This window comes from Bacillus sp. AR8-1 (assembly GCF_008042345.1).
Classification (GTDB): Bacteria; Bacillota; Bacilli; order Bacillales; family Bacillaceae_G; genus Bacillus_A; species Bacillus_A cereus.
Genome location: NZ_QNUB01000057.1, coordinates 1 through 20998, shown reverse-complemented (window position 1 = coordinate 20998; position 20998 = coordinate 1). Strand labels below are relative to the sequence as shown.

Genomic DNA, 20998 nt, shown 5'->3' with positions numbered 1-20998 from the left:
TTTTCCAAGAGAAACAAAAATATACATCTTTCTCAACGCAGAAAATCATATATTGGCATTGTATAATGTTAACATAGCCAAAAATAACCGTCAACGTTTTTTTGATTTTATGATATAATATCCTTTTTTCTTTTCTACAATCTCAACTTCAGAAAATACTTCTTCTAGTTTTTTCAGCGCAGATGGTGCACCTTGCTTCTTTTGAATAACAATCCAAAGTTCTCCACCTGGAACTAAATACTCCACAGCTTTTTCTAAAATCTCATGTACGATATCTTTACCCGCACGAATTGGAGGGTTAGATAGAATAGCAGCATACTCGCCATCTACATTTTCATAGACGCTACTTTGAAAAATACGTATATTCTCGATTCTGTTATTAGCGGCATTTTCTTTCGCAAGCCCAAGCGCCCTTTCATTCACATCCACCATGTGAACTTCACAACCTTGAAACTCTTTCGCTAACGACAAACCAATAGGACCGTATCCACAACCTACGTCTAATATATCACCTTTAATATCCGGCATTTGAAACGCTTCAATTAAAAGACGAGAACCAAAGTCCACCTCGTTTTTCGAAAACACCCCATGGTCAGATAAAAAAGTAAATTGAGATCCACGAAGTGGAAATTCCCATCGTTTACGATCACTTTTACTAGAAGGGTCGTTAGAAAAATAATGGTCTGCCATATGGCCACCTCTTTTCTTTACAGTTAAAAAAAAAGCTCGCATGAGAGCGAGCTTTTTTTAAAGCATCAAAAGTTAATTACTTAACTTCTACAGCAGCGCCAACTTCTTCAAGTTTAGCTTTCATTTCTTCAGCTTCCTCTTTAGAAACGCCTTCTTTGATTGCTTTTGGAGTGTTGTCAACTAATTCTTTAGCTTCTTTTAAGCCAAGACCAGTGATTTCACGTACAGCTTTGATAACTTTGATTTTTTGAGCGCCAGCACTTGCAAGTACTACGTCAAACTCAGTTTTTTCAGCAGCAGCTTCACCAGCGCCACCAGCTACAGCTACAGGAGCAGCAGCAGTTACGCCGAATTCTTCCTCGATAGCTTTTACTAAGTCGTTAAGTTCTAATACAGTCATAGATTTAACTGCTTCAATGATTTGTTCTTTAGTCATTGTAAATATCCTCCCTTAAATAGGTTTGTATTGTTTTATAGATAACAAGTAATTATCTTTTAAAAAATTAAGCGCCTTGCTCTTCCTTTTGTTCTGCAACTGCTTTAGTAGCAAGTGCAAGGTTACGGATTGGAGCTTGAAGAACGCTAAGAAGCATAGAAAGTAAGCCTTCACGTGATGGAAGAGTAGCGATTGCTTTAACCTCATCAAGTGTTACAAGTTTACCTTCGATTACGCCCGCTTTAATTTCTAAAGCTTCATGTTTTGTAGCGAAGTCGTTTAATACTTTCGCAGGAGCAACTACATCCTCGTTACTGAACGCGATTGCGTTTGGTCCTGTTAAGAATTCGTTTAACTCAGCCATTTCAGCAGATTCTGCAGCACGACGAGTTAGAGAATTTTTGTAAACTTTGAACTCAACGCCAGCTTCACGTAATTGCTTACGTAATTCTGTTGCTTCAGAAACTGTTAAACCACGGTAGTCAACAACAATTGTAGATTTACTAGCACGAAGTTTGTCCGCGATTTCAGTTACAACTTGTTGTTTAGTTTCGATTACTTTGCTCATGTTATTACACCTCCTGTAGATTATATAGAAGATGTACCGAAAGTGCACTAAAAACCTCCATGCCCAACTTGTAGACATGGAGGCATATAGTCACAGAAAAAAATTCCGTTTCGTATATTAACACCTAGGTAGGAAATTAAGTCTATTGACACCTACTGTCTACGGTACACTATTTAAATTCACAACATAAATGATTATATTAAATCTTCTTTATGAAGTCAACTTCCAATTTTTACGCTAATGTAGAAACGTCTACGCGTACGCCAGGTCCCATTGTAGAAGCAACTGTTACGTTCTTCATGTAAGTACCTTTTGCAGCAGATGGCTTAACTTTTAATAAAGTGTCAGCGATTGTTTTGAAGTTTTCTACTAATTTAGCATCTTCGAAAGATACTTTACCGATTGGAACATGGATGTTACCAGCTTTATCAACGCGGTATTCAACTTTACCAGCTTTGATTTCGTTAACAGCTTTAGTTACATCGAAAGTAACTGTTCCAGTTTTAGGGTTTGGCATTAAACCTTTAGGTCCTAATACGCGACCAAGTTTACCAACTTCACCCATCATGTCAGGAGTTGCTACTACTACATCGAAATCGAACCAACCTTGTTGGATTTTACCGATGTAATCAGTATCGCCTACAAAGTCAGCGCCAGCAGCTTCAGCTTCTTTAGCTTTTTCACCTTTAGCGAACACTAATACACGTTGTACTTTACCAGTACCGTGTGGAAGAACAACTGCACCACGGATTTGTTGGTCAGCTTTCTTAGGGTCAACACCTAAACGGAATGCAGCTTCTACAGTTGCATCAAATTTAGCTGTGTTTGTTTTCTTTACTAATTCTACTGCTTCTGTTGCAGAGTAAGCAGATGCACGATCAACAAGCTTTGCAGCTTCTACGTACTTTTTACCTCTTTTAGCCATTTTTATTTCCTCCTCGAATGTGGTTTTAGCGGAATAACCTCCCACGTTTACGCCTGTTTTCAGGTATAACCTGAGGATGAGCGCCATCCATTTATTTAAAAACAATAATCATTTACGATAATAAAGGTTGCGAATTGGAATTCCAGACCCGCAACCTTTTTTAAAAACAAATCGAATTAGTCTTCGATAACGATGCCCATACTGCGTGCAGTACCTTCAACCATACGCATTGCAGCTTCTACGCTAGCAGCGTTTAGGTCAGGCATTTTAGTTTCAGCGATTTCGCGTACTTTATCACGCTTAACAGTTGCCACTTTATTACGGTTTGGTTCACCAGAACCAGACTCAATACCAGCTACTTTCTTAAGAAGAACAGCAGCAGGAGGAGTTTTAGTAATGAAAGTGAATGAACGGTCCTCAAATACCGTAATTTCAACAGGGATGATAAGACCAGCTTGATCTGCTGTACGAGCGTTAAACTCTTTACAGAAGCCCATGATGTTAACACCTGCTTGTCCTAATGCTGGACCAACTGGTGGAGCTGGGTTAGCTTTACCTGCAGGAATTTGAAGCTTTACCATTTTAATTACCTTTTTAGCCACGAGACACACCTCCTTAAGTCCGTGATGTGGTCAATTGGACAGTGATTTGCCCTCCCACGTCATATTTTATCTGTAAGGATAAAATCTTTCAAAAAACGTCTCCGATAACGAAGACGTACTGACTTAAAAGATATTATCACTTTTTACAATTCATTTCAAGTTTCATTTTATAATTTTTCAATTTGATGGAAGTCAAGTTCAACTGGAGTCTCGCGACCAAACATGTCCACAAGTACGCTAACCTTTTTCTTCTCCACATCAATTTCTTCAATAGCACCTGTATAATCTGCGAATGGCCCCTCATTTACACGTACTGTCTCATGAAGTTCAAAGTCGAAATCAACCACTTCGTTGTCCATTCCCATATGTTTCATAATGGTAACAACTTCCTCTTCTAATAGAGGTGATGGTTTAGATCCAGAACCAGAAGAACCAACGAACCCAGTTACACCCGGCGTGTTACGTACAACATACCAAGAATCATCAGTCATGATTAATTCTACTAATACATAACCTGGGAACACTTTTCTTTTCATTAATTTTTCTTTTCCGTTTTTCATTTCTACTTCTACTTCTTCCGGGACAACAACACGGAAAATTTTATCTTGCATACCCATTGATTCTACACGCTTCTCTAGGTTTGCTTTTACTTTATTTTCATATCCAGAATAAGTATGGACAACATACCAACTTTTTTCCATTCATTTAGGACGAGCGTCCTTCCCTCCCTGACGTACATTTTTTTGCGCAAATGAAAAAAACCCGTTCACCGGGCTTTTACACAGTTCTTATAAATAACATTATATCATGGATAAGTGCTTCTTATTCAAGAATTAACCAAGAATTAACCGAATTAAAGAAGAAATGCCCATATCAACTACTGCGAAGAAAATCGCAAAGAACACAACTGTAGCAACAACAGTCGCTGTTGAGCGGAGTAATTCATCTTTTTTAGGCCAACTTACTTTTTTCATTTCGCGACCTACATCGCCGAAAAAGTTCGTTAAACGCATCTGCGGGACCTCCAGTGTATTATTTCAATTATTTATTTTGTTTCCTTGTGAACTGTATGCTGATTGCATGTTTTACAAAACTTTTTTATTTCAAGTCGCTCTATTGAGCTCGTATCTTTCATAGTAGAGTAGTTTCGATTTTTACACTCTTCACATGAGAGTACAACTTTTTTCCTCATTAGTTACACCAACCTTGTAACATTATGTCCCTAAAAATGTATCATACAATAAAAGACAATGTCAATGACATGCATTTTGTACTGTCTACAAAAGAAAACAGGTGATTTATTTTACACCTGTTGCACTTGTTATTTGTTATGAATTTAAAGTTGTACTTTCTCGCATTTCCATATATCGTTCCAATTTCCTCTTCACCCGCTGTAAAGCGTTATCAATAGATTTCACATGTCTGTTTAACTGTTCTGAAATCTCTTGATAAGAACGCCCATCTAGATATAAAGAAAGTACTTTTCTTTCTAAATCGCTTAATAATTCTGATATTTTTGATTCTATGTCTGTATATTCTTCTTGGCTAATAATCATCTCTTCAGGATCAGTTACCTTCGCTTCAGAAATAACATCCAATAACGTTCGATCAGATTCCTCATCGTAAATCGGCTTATCTAAAGACACATACGAATTTAAGGGAATATGTTTTTGCCTTGTTGCCGTTTTAATAGCGGTAATAATTTGTCGAGTGATACACAGTTCAGCAAATGCTTTGAATGAAGACAGCTTGTCCTCTTTATAATCACGAATTGCTTTAAACAATCCTATCATACCTTCTTGAACAATATCTTCTCGATCGGCACCCACTAAAAAGTAAGATCTTGATTTCGCGCGAACAAAGTTCTTATATTTGTGAATTAAATATTCTAGAGCGTCAGTATTACCTTTTCGAACTAACTCAACGATTGCCTCATCCTCTAAATCACGAAATGTAACGTCGCCTACACTTACGAAGCCTGCTTCCACCTTGATCCCTCCGACCGCTATTTATTTAGCAATATTATACAGTAAAAAGACAAAGAGCGTCAATGCTTCAACGCTCTCCTCTTCTTAATTTTTCTAATTTTTCTGTAATATCTTTACTAAATATCTTTCGCATGGCGGGTTGCTGTTCTTTCGTGTCTTTTGTACGCCTTCTTACTTGTTGCTCCATTGCCTGTACTTCCAACTCTAATTCACGCGCAGATTTCCGAAGGGCACCTTGCGCAAATATAACCCATTGTTCCGTGTAATCAGAAGTCGCAACATATATTCGTGTATTTATATTTCTAAGCTCTATCGCAAGTTGCTCTATCTTTTCGTCTGCAGTTTGATTCTTTCGTGTGAATATTACTTCCACACGAGATTGTTTCATCTTTTTTTCAATACCATGTACTGTATAGGCATCAAAGACTATCATCACTTTTGTACCTGTATAACCTTGATAATCCGCCATCTTATCAATAAGTGCATCTCTTGATGATTGTAAATCTACATCCCGCAGTTTCTTCAAATCTCCCCAAGCTCCGATAATGTTGTAACCGTCAACGATTAAAATATCGTTCATCTTTTATTTACCAATTTCGTGACGTTTACGATATACCTCATACATTAACAAACTTGCGGCTACGGAAGCATTTAAGGATGTAACTTTACCAACCATCGGTAGAGTGATTAGGAAATCACACTTTTCACCAATAATACGACTCATACCTTTTCCTTCACTACCAATTACTAACCCAATTGGCATTTTACCATCTAAATTACGGTAATCCGTTTTCCCTTTGGCATCTGTACCAGCAATCCAAAGTCCACGTTCTTTTAATTCATCAATTGTACGGGATAAGTTCGTTACGCGCGCAACAGGAATGTATTCAATCGCTCCTGTTGATGCTTTCGCAACTGACGCTGTAAGCCCCACAGCCCTTCTCTTTGGAATAATAATTCCATGAGCTCCTGTCGCATCAGCAGTACGCATAATAGAACCTAGGTTATGCGGATCTTCAATCTCATCTAAAATTAAGAAGAATGGATCTTCATTACGTTTTTCTGCCACTTTGAATAACTCTTCTAACTCCGCATACTGATATGCAGCTACTTGAGCAATTACACCTTGATGATTACCCTCAACTAATTGATCTAACTTTTTCTTTGGTGCATGTTGTAAAATAACCTTATTTTCTTTCGCTAACGCTAGTACAATCTGTACTTGTCCTTTGGCAGCACCTTCTGCGATCCAAATTTTATTTATATCTCTCCCTGATCGTAACGCCTCAATTACAGGGTTACGTCCGATAATATATTCACTACTCATGATGATGTGCCCCCTTCCTTTTCTTCTAAAACTGCAATAGCCTTATATACAATTTCGTCTAATCTTTCACGGTTATTTAATAAATGATGATAACCAATTAGCGCTTCAAAGGCTGTACTATGTCGATATGTTTGTACATCCGTATTTTTTGGAACTGTACCTGAATTTGCATTACGTCCTCTTCTTAATACCGCCTCTTCTTCCTCTGTCAAAAACGCCGTCTCTAATAAATGATAAACAACTTTCGCCTGTGCTTTTGCTGAAACAAAGCTCGTCCCTAATCGATGTAATTGATTAGGGCGAACTTTCCCTTTTTGAAGTAGGTGATAGCGGATATATTGTTCATATACCGCATCACCCATGTATGCTAACGCTAAGCTGTTTAATTGCTTTGCATCAATCATTCTTATCCTCTTTTCCATCTTGTACCTTGAGCGGTATCTTCTAAAATAATATTACGGTCTTTTAAGTCATCGCGAATTTGATCTGATAATGCAAAATCACGATTTTTACGAGCTTCAATGCGTTTTTGAATAAGTGCCTCAATTTCTTCATCAAGCAACTCTTCTTGCGCTAATTCTAACCCTAAAATATCAAATAATGTTTCAAGTTGTTTTACGTATGCTTCAATTACCACTGTAGACGTATGTTCTTCCAGTAAATATTGATTCGCATGATTTGCCACATTATATAACTCAGTGATTGCATTAGCAGTGTTGAAGTCATCATTCATCGCTTCTTCAAATGCAGTCTGGAATTTTTCCAGTTCCGCTAACCATTTCTCATTATGGTCTGTTAAATCAGTACTACTTTCCATACGGTGTTTTAAGTTACCGTAAGCCGTCTTAATTCTTTCCAGTCCGTTATTTGTGCTTTGTAATAACTCTTCACTGAAATTAATTGGATGACGGTAATGTACCGATAGCATAAAGAATCTAATTAACTGCGGATTATATTGCTTAATGATATCGTGAACTAAAATAAAGTTCCCCAATGACTTAGACATCTTCTCATTATTAATATTAATATATCCATTGTGCATCCAGTAACGTGCAAATGTTTTTCCAGTTAACGCCTCAGACTGCGCAATTTCATTCTCATGATGAGGAAATGCTAAGTCTTGACCACCAGCATGAATATCGATTGTATCTCCTAAGTATTTACGTGCCATTGCCGAGCATTCAATATGCCAGCCTGGACGACCTTTCCCCCAAGGGCTTTCCCAGAAGATTTCTCCTTCTTTAGCATCTTTCCATAAAGCAAAATCAAGAGGGTCTTGTTTCTTTTCTCCTACTTCAATACGCGCACCGTGACGTAAGTCTGCGATTGGTTGATGCGATAATTTACCGTATCCTTCGAATTCCTTCGTTCTAAAGTACACATCACCTTCTGATTCATATGCATATCCTTTATTCACAAGTTCTTGAATAAATTCAATAATAATATCCATATTTTCCGTTACACGCGGATGAACTGTTGCGTGTTTGCAACCTAGTGCCGTTACATCCTCAAAGTACGCTTCAACGAAACGGTCAGCAATTGTCGGCACATCTTCACCTAATTCATTTGCTGCTTTAATTAATTTATCATCTACGTCAGTAAAGTTGGACACATACTGCACATCATACCCTTTATATTCTAAATAACGGCGTACCGTATCAAATACCATAGGTGGTCTTGCATTCCCAATGTGAATATAGTTATAAACTGTAGGTCCACACACATACATCTTTACCTTATTTTCTTCTAATGGAGTAAACTCTTCCTTTTGACGTGTTAACGTATTATAAATGTGAATAGTCATTTTTATCCTTCCTTTCTACCTTTACTTCAAGTTGTTTTTTCAATTTATCAAGTTCTACTTCCATGACCTTTAACTTATCAAAAATTGGGTCTGGAAGGTCAGAATGATTTAATTCTTGACCGATTTTTACTCCATTTTGAATAACGACTCGGCCAGGTATACCTACAACTGTAGAATGTGCAGGGACTTCTTTTAATACGACAGAACCTGCTCCAATTTTAGAATTCTCTCCAACTGTAATAGAACCTAGTACTTTAGCACCTGTTGCAATTAATACATTATCCTGAATTGTAGGGTGCCTCTTTCCCTTTTCTTTACCCGTACCACCTAATGTAACCCCTTGATAGATCGTTACATTATCACCAATTTCGCACGTTTCTCCAATTACAACCCCCATTCCATGGTCTATGAAAAAACGACGACCAATTGTTGCTCCTGGATGAATCTCAATGCCAGTAAAGAAACGACTAACTTGTGAGATCCAACGTGCAATAAAGAAGAAATTTTTTTTATAAAAAGCATGTGCAATTCGATGGGCCCAAACTGCATGTAATCCAGAGTAAGTCAAAATGACTTCGAAATAACTTCTTGCCGCTGGATCCTGTTCAAAAACGACTTCAATATCTTCCCGAAGCCTCTTAAACATCGACGTTCCCTCCCCTTTATGGGCTGCTTTTTCGAGTGAACTAACTCCCTACTTATCTCCCTAAATCTTTATACAAGTAGATAAAATTTATACTCATACCCAGTTTTACGGTATAAAAAAAGACGCCTCTGTCATATTGACAGAGACGCCTTATAAGCGCGGTTCCACTCTGTTTAGGCTAAAAAAGCCTCAAACTCATCTCTGATAACGGTGTACACCGCTTCTGCTTACTTTACGCCCTAAGACGTTTCGCAAAACAATTTACTGTTCAGCAGAAGACTCGAAGGGGCATTTCAAAAATCCACTTATAAACCACTTCCAGCCTAAAGGTGGTTCTCTCTGTAAAAAGCCTGATTTTCTACTTCTCCTTCTCGTCGCTTTTCCTTATTAGGTTTTAAGTATACTTATTATATTTCTAAACCTAGAAAATGTTAACCAATTACTTTTTGAAGACGATTTAAAACTTTTTCTTTTCCAAGAAGTGCAATAGCATTCGGAAGCTCTGGACCATGTGTTTGACCAGTAGTTGCAACACGGATTGGCATAAATAAGTTTTTACCTTTATGACCTGTTTCCTTTTGAACTGCTTTAATAGCCGCCTTAATTGCTGCTGGTTCCATCGCTTCTAGTGCTTCTACTTGACCAGCAAATGCACGAAGTACTTCTGGTACTTGTTCACCTTTTAATACTTCTTGTCCTTCTTCTTCATAATCAACATGATCTTTGAAGAACATTTCAGAAAGCTCTACAATTTCAGCTCCAAAACTCATTTGTTCATGGTATAAAGCAATTACACCACGGATCCAATCTTGATCTTGTTCACTTAAAGTTTCTCCCACACGTCCAGCTTTCACTAAATGCGGTAAACTTAACTCTACAACCGTATCTAAATCTTGCTTTTTCATATACTGGTTGTTCATCCATTTTAGTTTTTGAGAATCAAATAATGCAGGTGATTTTGATAAACGAGCTGCATCAAACATTTTGATAAACTCATCTTTAGAGAAGATTTCTTCTTCACCTACTGGTGACCAACCTAATAGCGCAATAAAGTTAAAGATTGCTTCTGGAAGATATCCAAGCTCTTTATATTGCTCAATAAATTGAATAATAGATTCATCACGCTTGCTTAATTTTTTACGACTTTCATTTACAATTAAAGTCATATGACCGAATTGTGGGATATCCCAACCGAAAGCTTCATAAATCATCATTTGTTTTGGCGTGTTTGAAATATGATCATCACCACGAAGTACATGTGTAATCTCCATTAAGTGATCATCTACTGCTACCGCAAAGTTATAAGTTGGGATTCCATCTTTTTTCACGATAACAAAATCACCAAAATCATTTGAATGGAATGCAACTTCGTCTTTTACGATGTCTTTGAATGTGTAATCACGATTAGCTGGTACACGGAAACGAATACTCGGAATACGTCCCTCAGCTTCAAATTCTTTCATTTGTTCTTCAGTTAAATCACGGTGGTTACCTGCATAACGAGGTGTTTCACCACGAGAAATTTGTCCTTCACGCTCTGCTTCTAGCTCTTCTTCTGTCATATAACATTTGTAAGCTAAACCACGCTCTAATAAATCTAGATATAATTTTTTATAAATATCTAAACGCTCTGTTTGACGATATGGTCCAAATTCACCGCCAACATCAACACCTTCATCCCAGTCCATACCGAGCCATTTTAAGTATTTTAATTGGCTTTCTTCTCCACCAGCCACGTTACGTTTTACATCAGTATCTTCAATACGAATAATAAACTTGCCATCTAAATGACGAGCAAATAAATAATTAAATAATGCCGTACGCGCATTTCCGATATGTAAGTGTCCTGTTGGACTTGGCGCATAGCGCACTCTCACTTGCTTTTCCATAATTGGTACACCTTCCATTCTTAATGTCTACACATTCTATAATTGTACAACAAAAAAATGTGATTATCCATCTTACGAATTAAAAACCATTATTTTTTCTGTAATAATACCACTGCTTGAGAGGCAATTCCTTCTTCCCTACCTGTAAATCCTAATTTTTCTGTTGTAGTTGCCTTTACATTAATGTTATCTATAGACGTTTCTAACAGTTCACTAATACGTTTACGCATACTTTCAATATGCGGTGCCATTTTTGGCTTTTGAGCAATAATTGTACAATCTAAATTCCCTAACTCGTAACCTTGTTCACGCACAAATTCCCAAACTTTTTGCAACAATACAGCTGAATCTGCATCTTTAAAAGCTGGGTCTGTATCAGGAAAATGCTTTCCGATATCTCCTGCTGCAATGGCACCTAAACATGCATCAGCAATCGTATGTAACAATACATCTGCATCTGAATGGCCGATTAATCCTTTCTCGTGTGGAATTGTAATTCCGCCAATAATTAACGGTCTACCTTCTGCAAATTCATGCACGTCAAAACCTTGTCCAATTCGAAACATTCTTTACATCCTCCTTGAGCTAAACCACTGAGCTTTATGACTCTATATTATATCGATATCCTTACAAAGAAAAGCCCGGCCATTGCCGAGCTTTTCTTTGTTATACACCATCACGGCTATTTTTTCAGAACATGAAGGAAACTTTCAGCAATTAGTAAATCCTCTGGAGTCGTCACTTTAATATTATAGTAACTCCCTTCTACTACACCTACTTGCTTTCCAATACGTTCCACGAGACTTGCATCATCTGTACCAAGAAAACAGCTCTGTTTTGCACTTCTATGAGCTTCTAGCAAAAGAGAAACAGAGAACCCTTGCGGTGTTTGTACAGCCTTAAGCTGAGATCGTTCTACCGTTTCGACAACAACACCTTGCTCTACCTTCTTAACTGTATCCTTTACTGGCACTGCACAAATGGAAGCTCCATATTTTTCTGCTGCTGTTAATACATCTTGAATCACTTTATTCGTTACGAATGGGCGCGCTCCGTCATGTACAAGAACGTATTCAACATCACTCGCATGCTGAATCGCGTTATATACACTATCTTGTCTTTCGGCTCCACCCTGAATAAATTGTACCTGTTTTTCAATCGGATACTTCTGCATTAATTCTTCAAAATACGGGCGTTCCTCTTCGTTAATTGCCATAACAATACTTTTGCACGCTTTATCTCTTTCAAAAGCACGTAATGTATGAACGATAATCGGTACTTCATTTATAAGTAAGAATAACTTATTTTTGCCAGCACCCATCCGCTTTCCTTGGCCGGCTGCCGGAATAATTAATGTATACATATTAATAATCCTCTACCTATAATGCTTTTTCTAATAATTTACGTTTTGCGAAAATCATACGACCAGCTGATGTTTGTAATACGCTAGTAACCAGTACATTAAGTTGCGAACCTACATACTCTCTACCATCTTCTACTACAATCATCGTACCATCATCTAAGTACGCAACACCTTGGTTTTGCTCTTTACCATCTTTCACAACATAAACATTTAATTCTTCGCCAGGGAGTACAACTGGTTTAATTGCATTAGCTAAATCATTAATGTTTAACACTGTTACTCCTTGTAATTCAGAAACTTTATTTAAGTTAAAATCATTCGTTACTACAGTTCCACCGGTGATTTTTGCTAACTTTACAAGTTTGCTATCCACCTCTTGGATATCCTCGAAATCGCCTTCATAAATTTCTACCGGAATCGGCATCTCTTTTTGAATACGATTTAAAATGTCTAGTCCTCTGCGACCACGATTACGCTTTAAAGCATCGGAAGAATCGGCAATATGCTGAAGCTCTTCTAATACGAATTGTGGAATCACAATTGTTCCTTCCAAAAACTTCGTTTGGCAAATGTCAGCAATACGTCCATCGATAATTACACTCGTATCGAGAATTTTCCAATGAGTCGTAGATTTTTCTGCTTCTGCCTCTTCGTTCTCGTTATTATTTTTCTTCTTACCTCCGCGTTGGGGTAATGTAAATAATCCTAGCAATTCATTCCTCTTTTTAAATCCTACTTGGAATCCTAAATATCCAAGTAAAAGAGTGAAGAACACTTGCAATACCGTACTAATAACCGGAATTGTAAATTCACGAATCGGTATTAAAATTAAATATGCAACAATAAGACCAGAGATCAATCCTAATGTACCAAATAAAACATCTGCTACAGGCGCCTTTACAAGAGCCTCTTCAATATGCTTAATAAGTTGAACAATATAATCTACAAGCCAAAATGTTGTTAAAAATAAAATAATTGCACCAATAATCGCACGAACATACGATCCTTCCAATAAAGGAACAGCACCGATGTCTAATACATTAATAACTTTTGGGATTAAGTAAATCCCTAACGCTCCCCCGATCACTAGAAAGAAGAGCTGTACGATCCGTTTTAACATCCAACCACCTCCTACTCATTATTAACCATTGTTTCGCTAATCAAAACGCCGAATGCAAAAGCGGACGTGTTTTTTTATAAATAGTTTTATTTACCAATATATCATATCATATACCAAAAATGTTCTAGTGTCGTTATATTATGGAATCAATGTAATATTCTTAATTGTGTCTACTCATATATAGATGCTCTTGAATTCTTTTTAGGCCTTCTCGTATTTTCTTCGCCCTTACTTCCCCAATTCCTTCCACATCATCCAATTCATGAATAGTCGCGCGACAAACTCCTTGCAACGTTTTGAATCGATTAATTAAATTTTCAATGATAAGTGGCGGAACACGAGAGATTTTGCTTGTAATTCGATATCCCCTTGGCGTCACACTTTCTTCTAAACTGGTTTGCCCTGGGTAACCAAGTAATTTAACTAAATCACTATCCTCTAAAAGTTGTGTATTTGCAAGGTCCTGTAACTTTTTCAAAATTTGATGATGGTCTTGTGTTTTCTCCTGATGGTAATCTTTAATTAACAATGCTGCCTCTGCTTCTAAATCAGCTAGTAATTCTGTAAGCTGTAAACGAATTAACCTACCTTCTGTTCCTAGCTCATGAATATAGCTCAATATTTCATTTTTAATACGCAGTACCATTTCAACACTATGTAAAACGTGAACTACCTCAGACATTGTAACGACCTCTTCAAATTCTAGAATGCCCAAATTCGTAATACCATCATTCCATACAGCCTTATATTTTTCTAACGTTTGAATAGCTTGGTTTGCCTTTGTTAAAATAACCCCTATATCTTTTAGTGTATAACGTAAGTTCCCTTGATATAGCGTAATTACGTTACGTCTTTGTGAAATGGCCACAACAAGGCTGCCCGTCTGCTTCGCTACACGTTCTGCTGTTCGGTGACGCATACCGGTTTCAATAGAATCAATAGATGCCTCTGGAACTAACTGTGCATTCGCTATTAAAATTTTACTTCCCGTTTCATTTAAAATAAGTGCCCCGTCCATTTTTGCTAATTCATATAAACTAGCAGGAGAGAATGCACAATTAATGTGAAAACCACCATCCACAATACTTTTAATCTGCTCATTATATCCAAGAACAATTAGCCCCCCTGTTTGTGCGCGAAGTACATTATCTATCCCTTCACGCAGTGGTGTTCCTGGGGCCACGAGCTGTAAAATATTAATCATACTTTTGACACGTTGCTTATTTTCTTCCATAGCCTAGCCTCCTAATGTCAAACGAAGCGCTTCTCCTAAATTAGAAACACCTACAACCTCAATCCCATCCGGAATTGTCCATCCTCCTAAGTTTTTTCTAGGAATAATAACACGTTGAAATCCTAATTTAGCCGCTTCTTGTACACGTTGTTCGATTCTTGATACTCTTCTTATTTCTCCAGTTAATCCTACTTCTCCTATTACTGCATCAGTTGGTGCCGTAGATTTATCCCTAAAACTTGAGGCTATACTTAAAGCCACTGCTAAATCAATTGCCGGTTCGTCTAATTTCAAACCACCAGCTACTTTTAAATATGCATCTTGATTTTGCAATAGTAAACCTGTTCTTTTTTCTAATACTGCCATAATAAGCGAAACACGGTTATGATCAATTCCCGTCGCCATTCTTCGAGGATTTCCAAAACTAGTAGGGGAGATTAATGCTTGTATTTCTACTAAAACCGGTCTTGTTCCTTCCATTGAAGCAACTACTGTTGATCCTGCAACACCAACCGGCCTTTCCTCAAGGAAGATTTCAGAAGGATTTAAAACTTCCGCAAGACCAAGCTCTTTCATTTCAAAGATACCCATTTCATTCGTGGAACCAAAACGGTTCTTCACAGCCCGTAAAATACGATACGTATGGTGTCGATCTCCTTCAAAGTAAAGAACTGCATCGACCATATGTTCTAACATACGAGGTCCTGCAATTGCTCCTTCTTTTGTCACATGCCCGACAATGAAAATAGGGATTCCTTTTGTTTTTGCAAGTTTCATTAATTCCGCTGTACATTCACGTACTTGTGCCACACTTCCTGGTGCTGACGTCACTTCAGGTAAATGTATCGTTTGAATAGAATCAATAACAACAAAAGCTGGATTCATCTCTTCAATATGTGCTGCAATACGCTGCAGGTCTGTCTCTGCTACAACAAATAGATTGCTACCCTTTACATGCAAACGATCTGCACGAAGTTTAATCTGCTTTGCCGACTCCTCACCCGATATGTATAATACATCATATGAAGAATCTGCTAATTGTGATGAAATCTGTAATAGTAATGTTGATTTTCCAATCCCAGGGTCTCCACCAATAAGCACTAAGGACCCATCTACAATTCCACCACCAAGCACACGATTAAACTCTTGAAATTCCGTTTCAATACGTGCCTCAGACTTTGTTTCTACTTCGGTAAGACGTCTTGGTTTTGTTACTTCCGTTTGAATTGCATTCGCGTAATTAAGGCGCCTAGATGATACAACTGGCTCCATTTCTTCAACAAGTGTATTCCATTGACCACATCCAGGACATTTACCCATATATTTTGGTGACTGATAACCACATTCTTGACATATAAATTTCGTTTTCTTTTTAGCCATACCTTTTTATAGTTCACTTCACTTTCGTCTATAAACGTTTATCCTTCTCGTACAAGAAAGAGGGCTATCGCGTAGCCCTCTTTGTTTGTCTATACTTATTTTACCTTTTCCGCACTATGAATGACAAATGATTCTCCTTCTACATCAAAGATAACTTTTTGTCCTTTCTCAATAGCACCTTTTAAAAGTTCTTCTGATAGTCTATCTTCTACATGTTTCTGAATTGCTCTGCGAAGTGGACGAGCGCCATACTCACGATCAAATCCTTTATCTGCAATAGCTGAAATTGCCCCTTCCGTTAAGTGCAATTCGATTTCTTGTTCTTTTAAGCGATTAACTAACTGATTTACCATAAGAGTTACAATCTCTTGAATATGTTTTTTCTCAAGCATATGGAATACGATAATTTCATCAATACGGTTTAAGAATTCTGGACGAAATGCCTTTTTCAGCTCATCCATTACTTTACCTTTCATATCCGAATAATCACGGCTTTCATCTTGTACATTAAATCCAAGATGTTTGTTACGTTTTAACGCCTCGGCACCAACGTTAGACGTCATAATAACAATCGTATTACGGAAATCAACTGTACGTCCTTTAGAATCTGTTAAACGACCATCTTCTAATACTTGTAGTAAAATATTAAACACATCCGGATGAGCTTTCTCTACCTCATCTAATAAGACAACTGAATATGGCTTGCGACGAACTTTCTCTGTTAATTGTCCACCTTCTTCATATCCAACATATCCTGGAGGAGAACCAACTAAACGGGAAGTAGAATGCTTCTCCATGTATTCTGACATATCGATGCGAATCATTGCATCTTCATCACCGAACATAGATTCTGCTAGTGCTCTTGCAAGTTCTGTTTTACCTACACCTGTTGGCCCTAAGAAAATAAATGAACCAATTGGGCGCTTCGGATCTTTTAATCCTGCTCTTGCACGACGAACAGCTTTTGCTACAGCTACTACTGCTTCATCTTGACCAATCAAACGATCATGGAGAATGGATTCTAAATTTAATAATTTATCAGTCTCTGTTTGTGCAAGTTTAGAAACTGGGATACGCGTCCATGTAGAAACGACATTTGCAATATCTTCTACCGTAACCTCTGAATTTTCTTTTCCTTGTTGCTCTTTCCATTGACGTTTTGTATCTTCTAACTTCTCACGTAAGCGTTGCTCCATATCACGTAAGGATGCAGCCTTTTCAAATTCTTGACTTTGTACAGCTGCATCTTTTTCTTTTCGAATCTCCTCAAGCTTCACTTCAAGCTCTTTTAAGTTTGGTGGTGTTGTATAAGAACGTAAGCGAACTTTTGAAGCAGCTTCATCAATTAAATCAATTGCTTTATCTGGTAAAAAGCGATCTGTAATATAACGATCTGAAAGTTTTACAGCTGCATCAATAGCGTCATCTGTAATAGATACACGGTGATGCGCCTCATAACGATCACGTAAACCTTTCAAGATTTGAATCGATTCTTCTAAACTTGGCTCATCAACATGAATTGGTTGAAAACGTCTTTCTAAAGCCGCGTCTTTTTCAATATATTTACGATACTCATCTAAAGTTGTTGCCCCAATACATTGTAACTCTCCTCGTGCTAAAGATGGTTTTAAAATATTCGATGCATCGATTGCACCTTCTGCTCCACCTGCACCAATTAATGTATGAAGCTCATCAATAAATAGAATAATATTGCCTGCTTGGCGAATTTCATCCATCACTTTCTTTAAACGATCTTCAAATTCACCGCGATATTTCGTTCCAGCTACCACTGTACCCATATCTAGTGTCATAACACGCTTATCTCTTAAAGTTTCAGGAACTTCATTATTTACAATTTGCTGTGCTAATCCTTCTGCGATTGCCGTTTTACCTACACCAGGCTCACCAATTAATACTGGGTTGTTTTTCGTTCTACGGCTTAATACCTCAATTACACGTTGAATTTCTTTACCACGTCCAATAACAGGGTCTAAGCGATTTTCACGCGCAACAACTGTTAAGTCCCTTGCTAAACTGTCAAGTGTCGGTGTATTTGCATTTGATGCTGAACCACCTTGATGACCTGAACTAGCTTCATTACTTCCAAGAAGTTGTAAAACTTGTTGTCTTGCTTTATTTAGACTTACACCTAAATTATTTAAAACACGTGCGGCTACACCTTCACCTTCACGGATTAAACCGAGTAAAATGTGTTCTGTTCCAACGTAAGAATGGCCTAGCTTACGCGCTTCATCCATAGATAATTCAATAACCTTTTTAGCACGAGGTGTATAATGTACAGTTTGAGAAGCTTCTGTTCCACGCCCAATTAACGCTTCTACTTCTTTTTGAACTTTCTCTGGACTTAATCCAAGAGCAATTAATGCTTTTGCTGCAATTCCTTCACCTTCGCGTACAAGCCCAAGTAAAATATGTTCTGTTCCAATATTATTATGCCCAATACGAATTGCTTCCTCTTGAGATAAAGCTAATACTTTCTGTGCTCTTTCTGTAAATCTTCCAAACATCATAGAAATCGCCTCCTACTTGCGCTTAGTTTTTTTCAATACGTAATCGCTCACGGATTAAGGTTGCTCTTCGATAATCTCTTTCTTCTGGCCCTAAAGGTCCACCTGCGTATTGTTGTAAAATACCTGGTTGTGTAAGAACCATTAGCTCAGTCAAAATATTTCTCGATATACCTTTTATATATCCTAGATCAATACCAAGTCGTACATCCGATAAGCAATTGGCTGCTTCTGCAGATTGAATTAAACGACTGTTTGCTAGTATGCCGTAAGAACGATAAACCTTATCTTCAAGTTCAATACTTGAATTTTGTACAATTAATTCTCTAGCTATTTTTTCTTGCTGTATAATTTGTTGAATGACACTCTTTAAATCTGCAATAATATCTTCTTCAGACTTTCCTAGCGTCATTTGATTTGAAACTTGAAATATATTACCTAACGCTTCGCTACCTTCACCGTATATTCCTCTTACTACTAACCCTAATTTTTGAATTACTTGTATAATACGGCTAATTCTTTTTGTTAAAACCAGTCCCGGTAAATGAATCATCACAGAAGCTCTTAACCCTGTGCCAACATTAGTAGGACAACTTGTAATATATCCAAGTGACTCATCAAAAGCGTATTCAACTTCTTTCTCAATCCAATTATCTATTTGATTGGCGCTTTGAAGCGCCTCTGATAACTGTAATCCTGAAAATAGGCACTGAATCCGAATATGGTCTTCTTCATTAAGCATAACACTAATATGTTCACTTTCTGATAGTAGACATGCTCCATATTCTGTCCCTGCAAGATTTGGACTAATTAAATGCTTTTCGACTAAAACTCTCCTTTGAAGAGGGGTTAATTCATTCATCTTTAATAGTCCAAACTCCCCAAAGGACCCTACTGCTTTATTTATAAATTTCTTTTTGAATAGTTCATGAATCTGTTTAGCTTCTTCTTCGTTTTGCATAGTGGAAAATTGATATTGTTTAAAATTACGAGCCAAACGAATTCGACTACTTAAAACAATATCAGAATCAGGGCCATCCCCCTTCATCCATGGACTAATTGCTTCGTTCATAATTTTGTCCAGTGACATAGAATTATTCCCCCTCCCTATGCTCACTAAGCTGTATTTCAAGACCTCGGATTTTATCCCTTACCTCTGCAGCTTTCTCAAATTCCTCTTTCTGTACGTATTGTTTCAGAATAAGTTTTAGTTCATCTAATTCTTTCTTTAAGTGGATATTTCCTTCTATACGTTCCGGAATTTTTCCACAATGTTCTGTATGCCCACCGTGAAGGCGTTTTAATAATGGCTTTAAATGCTCCTTAAATGTATCGTAACAAGAAGAACAGCCAAAACGTCCGACTTTTGTAAATTGTTCATATGTCATCTTACAATCTGGACACCTTACTATATCTGCATTTGAAAATCCATTTTTTCCTTCTTCAAACATTGTTGATTCACCGTGTAATAAACCAGCAAATAAATCATGAAATGAAAAGTTAGACTGCGATGATTGAAAGAAAGACGTATAGCCACTTTGCTCTGCACATTGCTCACAAAGATGAACTTCCGCCTTCTTCTCGTTAATTACTTTTGTATAATGTAAAGTTGCTGGTCTTATGTTACAGTTTTGACAAGTCATCACTATCCCCACCTTTACAACAGGAACGCTCTATCTCATGGTACTTTTCATACATTACTAGATTGTTCGCTTTCCTGAATCCATTTAAATAAAAGTGCATGTTCTTTTTCAAAACTTCTACAATATTTAACTGCTTTATCTTAGTTATCAATCTTTTACAAAAGTTATATTTATTTATATTTCAGTGTTCTTAACATTGCGCATAATATTCGAGCCCTAAGTTCATCTCGAGAAGGAACATCCATTGATAATACAGAACGGTCTATTACACTTAACATCAGTTTCGCTTCACGATTTGTTATGATTCCCTCTTCTATTAAACGTATAATCATACTTTCTGCATTCCCTTGCGCAACGCTATGATCAATCATATGAAGCATTTGATCAATAATGTCTATATCATCATGCAGTTTGACTTTTATAATGCGAATGTAACCTCCTCCACCACGTTTACTTTCTACTACAAATCCTCTTTCTAACGTAAAACGGGTATTGATTACATAATTGATTTGAGATGGTACGCACTCGAATCGATCCGCAATCTCATTTCTCTTGATTTCAATCACATTATTATTACTTAAGTCAATAACTTGCTTTAGATATTGCTCAATGATATCAGATATATTTCTCATTTATCCGCCACCTTTATTGACTTTGACTATCTTTGACTTTAATTATATACGTATTAATAAAATTTGCAACTCTTTTGCTTATTCACTATCCTAGCCACATTCCCCTGTATTTAAACAAAATATGAATACTTTAAACACATTTTTTATTACTATGGATTATAAAATAAAACACGAAAAAACACGAGTCATTTGACTCGTGTTTTAGTTGCTTGGCGACGTCCTA

Annotated in this window: 24 protein-coding genes and 2 other annotated features; all 24 genes read right to left on the bottom strand. The window is 37.2% G+C overall.

Annotation, left to right across the window (positions count from 1 at the left end; genetic code table 11):
* Positions 1–90: 90 nt before the first annotated feature.
* On the bottom strand, positions 91–690 hold the full coding sequence (locus tag DN400_RS27095) for a class I SAM-dependent methyltransferase (protein WP_000763269.1): 600 nt from the start codon (positions 688–690) through the stop codon (positions 91–93).
* A 76-nt stretch (positions 691–766) separates the two neighbouring features.
* Positions 767–1126 (bottom strand): 50S ribosomal protein L7/L12, encoded by a 360-nt coding sequence (rplL, locus tag DN400_RS27090; RefSeq protein ID WP_000159737.1) that lies wholly within the window; start codon positions 1124–1126, stop codon positions 767–769.
* Positions 1127–1193: 67 nt separating this feature from the next.
* Complete coding sequence (gene rplJ / locus DN400_RS27085) at positions 1194–1694, bottom strand: 50S ribosomal protein L10 (protein WP_000048718.1); 501 nt, start codon at positions 1692–1694, stop codon at positions 1194–1196.
* 39 nt (positions 1695–1733) lie between these two features.
* Positions 1734–1877, bottom strand: a sequence feature (ribosomal protein L10 leader region).
* Between the two features lie 49 nt (positions 1878–1926).
* Complete coding sequence (gene rplA / locus DN400_RS27080) at positions 1927–2619, bottom strand: 50S ribosomal protein L1 (RefSeq protein ID WP_002094239.1); 693 nt, start codon at positions 2617–2619, stop codon at positions 1927–1929.
* 176 nt (positions 2620–2795) lie between these two features.
* Entirely contained in the window at positions 2796–3221 is a 426-nt protein-coding gene (rplK, locus tag DN400_RS27075) for a 50S ribosomal protein L11 (protein ID WP_001085872.1), read from the bottom strand.
* 167 nt (positions 3222–3388) lie between these two features.
* On the bottom strand, positions 3389–3922 hold the full coding sequence (nusG, locus tag DN400_RS27070) for a transcription termination/antitermination protein NusG (protein ID WP_000415794.1): 534 nt from the start codon (positions 3920–3922) through the stop codon (positions 3389–3391).
* A gap of 132 nt (positions 3923–4054) precedes the next feature.
* On the bottom strand, positions 4055–4234 hold the full coding sequence (secE, locus tag DN400_RS27065) for a preprotein translocase subunit SecE (RefSeq protein ID WP_001241323.1): 180 nt from the start codon (positions 4232–4234) through the stop codon (positions 4055–4057).
* Positions 4235–4266: 32 nt separating this feature from the next.
* Positions 4267–4413, bottom strand: coding sequence for a 50S ribosomal protein L33 (gene rpmG, locus DN400_RS27060; protein ID WP_014481927.1), 147 nt, complete (start codon positions 4411–4413; stop codon positions 4267–4269).
* Positions 4414–4549: 136 nt separating this feature from the next.
* The gene (locus tag DN400_RS27055) at positions 4550–5209 is read right to left on the bottom strand and encodes an RNA polymerase factor sigma-70 (RefSeq protein ID WP_000387198.1); all 660 of its coding nucleotides are present in this window, start codon (positions 5207–5209) and stop codon (positions 4550–4552) included.
* 67 nt (positions 5210–5276) lie between these two features.
* The gene (locus tag DN400_RS27050) at positions 5277–5789 is read right to left on the bottom strand and encodes an NYN domain-containing protein (RefSeq protein ID WP_000997887.1); all 513 of its coding nucleotides are present in this window, start codon (positions 5787–5789) and stop codon (positions 5277–5279) included.
* A gap of 3 nt (positions 5790–5792) precedes the next feature.
* Positions 5793–6536, bottom strand: coding sequence for a 23S rRNA (guanosine(2251)-2'-O)-methyltransferase RlmB (gene rlmB / locus DN400_RS27045; protein WP_000093765.1), 744 nt, complete (start codon positions 6534–6536; stop codon positions 5793–5795).
* On the bottom strand, positions 6533–6940 hold the full coding sequence (locus DN400_RS27040; RefSeq protein ID WP_000564261.1) for a Mini-ribonuclease 3: 408 nt from the start codon (positions 6938–6940) through the stop codon (positions 6533–6535). The genes rlmB and DN400_RS27040 overlap by 4 nt, the downstream gene beginning before the upstream one ends.
* Positions 6941–6942: 2 nt before the next feature.
* Positions 6943–8340 carry a cysteine--tRNA ligase gene (gene cysS, locus DN400_RS27035; RefSeq protein WP_000152273.1) on the bottom strand — a complete coding sequence of 466 codons (1398 nt, stop codon included), beginning with the start codon at positions 8338–8340 and terminating at the stop codon, positions 6943–6945.
* Positions 8321–8986 carry a serine O-acetyltransferase gene (gene cysE / locus DN400_RS27030; RefSeq protein ID WP_000476500.1) on the bottom strand — a complete coding sequence of 222 codons (666 nt, stop codon included), beginning with the start codon at positions 8984–8986 and terminating at the stop codon, positions 8321–8323. Before cysE ends, cysS begins: the two co-directional genes overlap by 20 nt.
* Before the next feature lie 138 nt (positions 8987–9124).
* Positions 9125–9370 (bottom strand) — a binding site (T-box leader).
* 47 nt (positions 9371–9417) lie between these two features.
* Positions 9418–10875: a glutamate--tRNA ligase gene (gltX, locus tag DN400_RS27025; RefSeq protein WP_000415150.1), complete on the bottom strand. Its 1458-nt coding sequence runs from the start codon at positions 10873–10875 to the stop codon at positions 9418–9420.
* 89 nt (positions 10876–10964) lie between these two features.
* Positions 10965–11441, bottom strand: coding sequence for a 2-C-methyl-D-erythritol 2,4-cyclodiphosphate synthase (gene ispF / locus DN400_RS27020; protein ID WP_000488386.1), 477 nt, complete (start codon positions 11439–11441; stop codon positions 10965–10967).
* Positions 11442–11557: 116 nt separating this feature from the next.
* A complete protein-coding gene (gene ispD / locus DN400_RS27015; RefSeq protein ID WP_000288307.1) occupies positions 11558–12238 on the bottom strand; it encodes a 2-C-methyl-D-erythritol 4-phosphate cytidylyltransferase in 681 nt (226 codons plus the stop codon).
* Between the two features lie 16 nt (positions 12239–12254).
* Positions 12255–13358 carry a PIN/TRAM domain-containing protein gene (locus tag DN400_RS27010; protein WP_000919679.1) on the bottom strand — a complete coding sequence of 368 codons (1104 nt, stop codon included), beginning with the start codon at positions 13356–13358 and terminating at the stop codon, positions 12255–12257.
* A gap of 160 nt (positions 13359–13518) precedes the next feature.
* Entirely contained in the window at positions 13519–14592 is a 1074-nt protein-coding gene (disA, locus tag DN400_RS27005) for a DNA integrity scanning diadenylate cyclase DisA (protein WP_000392164.1), read from the bottom strand.
* 3 nt (positions 14593–14595) lie between these two features.
* A complete protein-coding gene (gene radA / locus DN400_RS27000) occupies positions 14596–15972 on the bottom strand; it encodes a DNA repair protein RadA (RefSeq protein WP_001085199.1) in 1377 nt (458 codons plus the stop codon).
* A 95-nt stretch (positions 15973–16067) separates the two neighbouring features.
* The gene (gene clpC, locus DN400_RS26995) at positions 16068–18503 is read right to left on the bottom strand and encodes an ATP-dependent protease ATP-binding subunit ClpC (RefSeq protein WP_000971170.1); all 2436 of its coding nucleotides are present in this window, start codon (positions 18501–18503) and stop codon (positions 16068–16070) included.
* Positions 18504–18525: 22 nt separating this feature from the next.
* Positions 18526–19590 (bottom strand): protein-arginine kinase McsB, encoded by a 1065-nt coding sequence (mcsB, locus tag DN400_RS26990; protein WP_000050836.1) that lies wholly within the window; start codon positions 19588–19590, stop codon positions 18526–18528.
* A 4-nt stretch (positions 19591–19594) separates the two neighbouring features.
* Entirely contained in the window at positions 19595–20143 is a 549-nt protein-coding gene (gene mcsA, locus DN400_RS26985; RefSeq protein ID WP_000128385.1) for a protein-arginine kinase activator protein McsA, read from the bottom strand.
* Between the two features lie 170 nt (positions 20144–20313).
* Positions 20314–20775, bottom strand: a complete 462-nt coding sequence (gene ctsR, locus DN400_RS26980; RefSeq protein ID WP_001244560.1) for a transcriptional regulator CtsR — start codon at positions 20773–20775, stop codon at positions 20314–20316.
* Positions 20776–20998 lie beyond the last annotated feature (223 nt).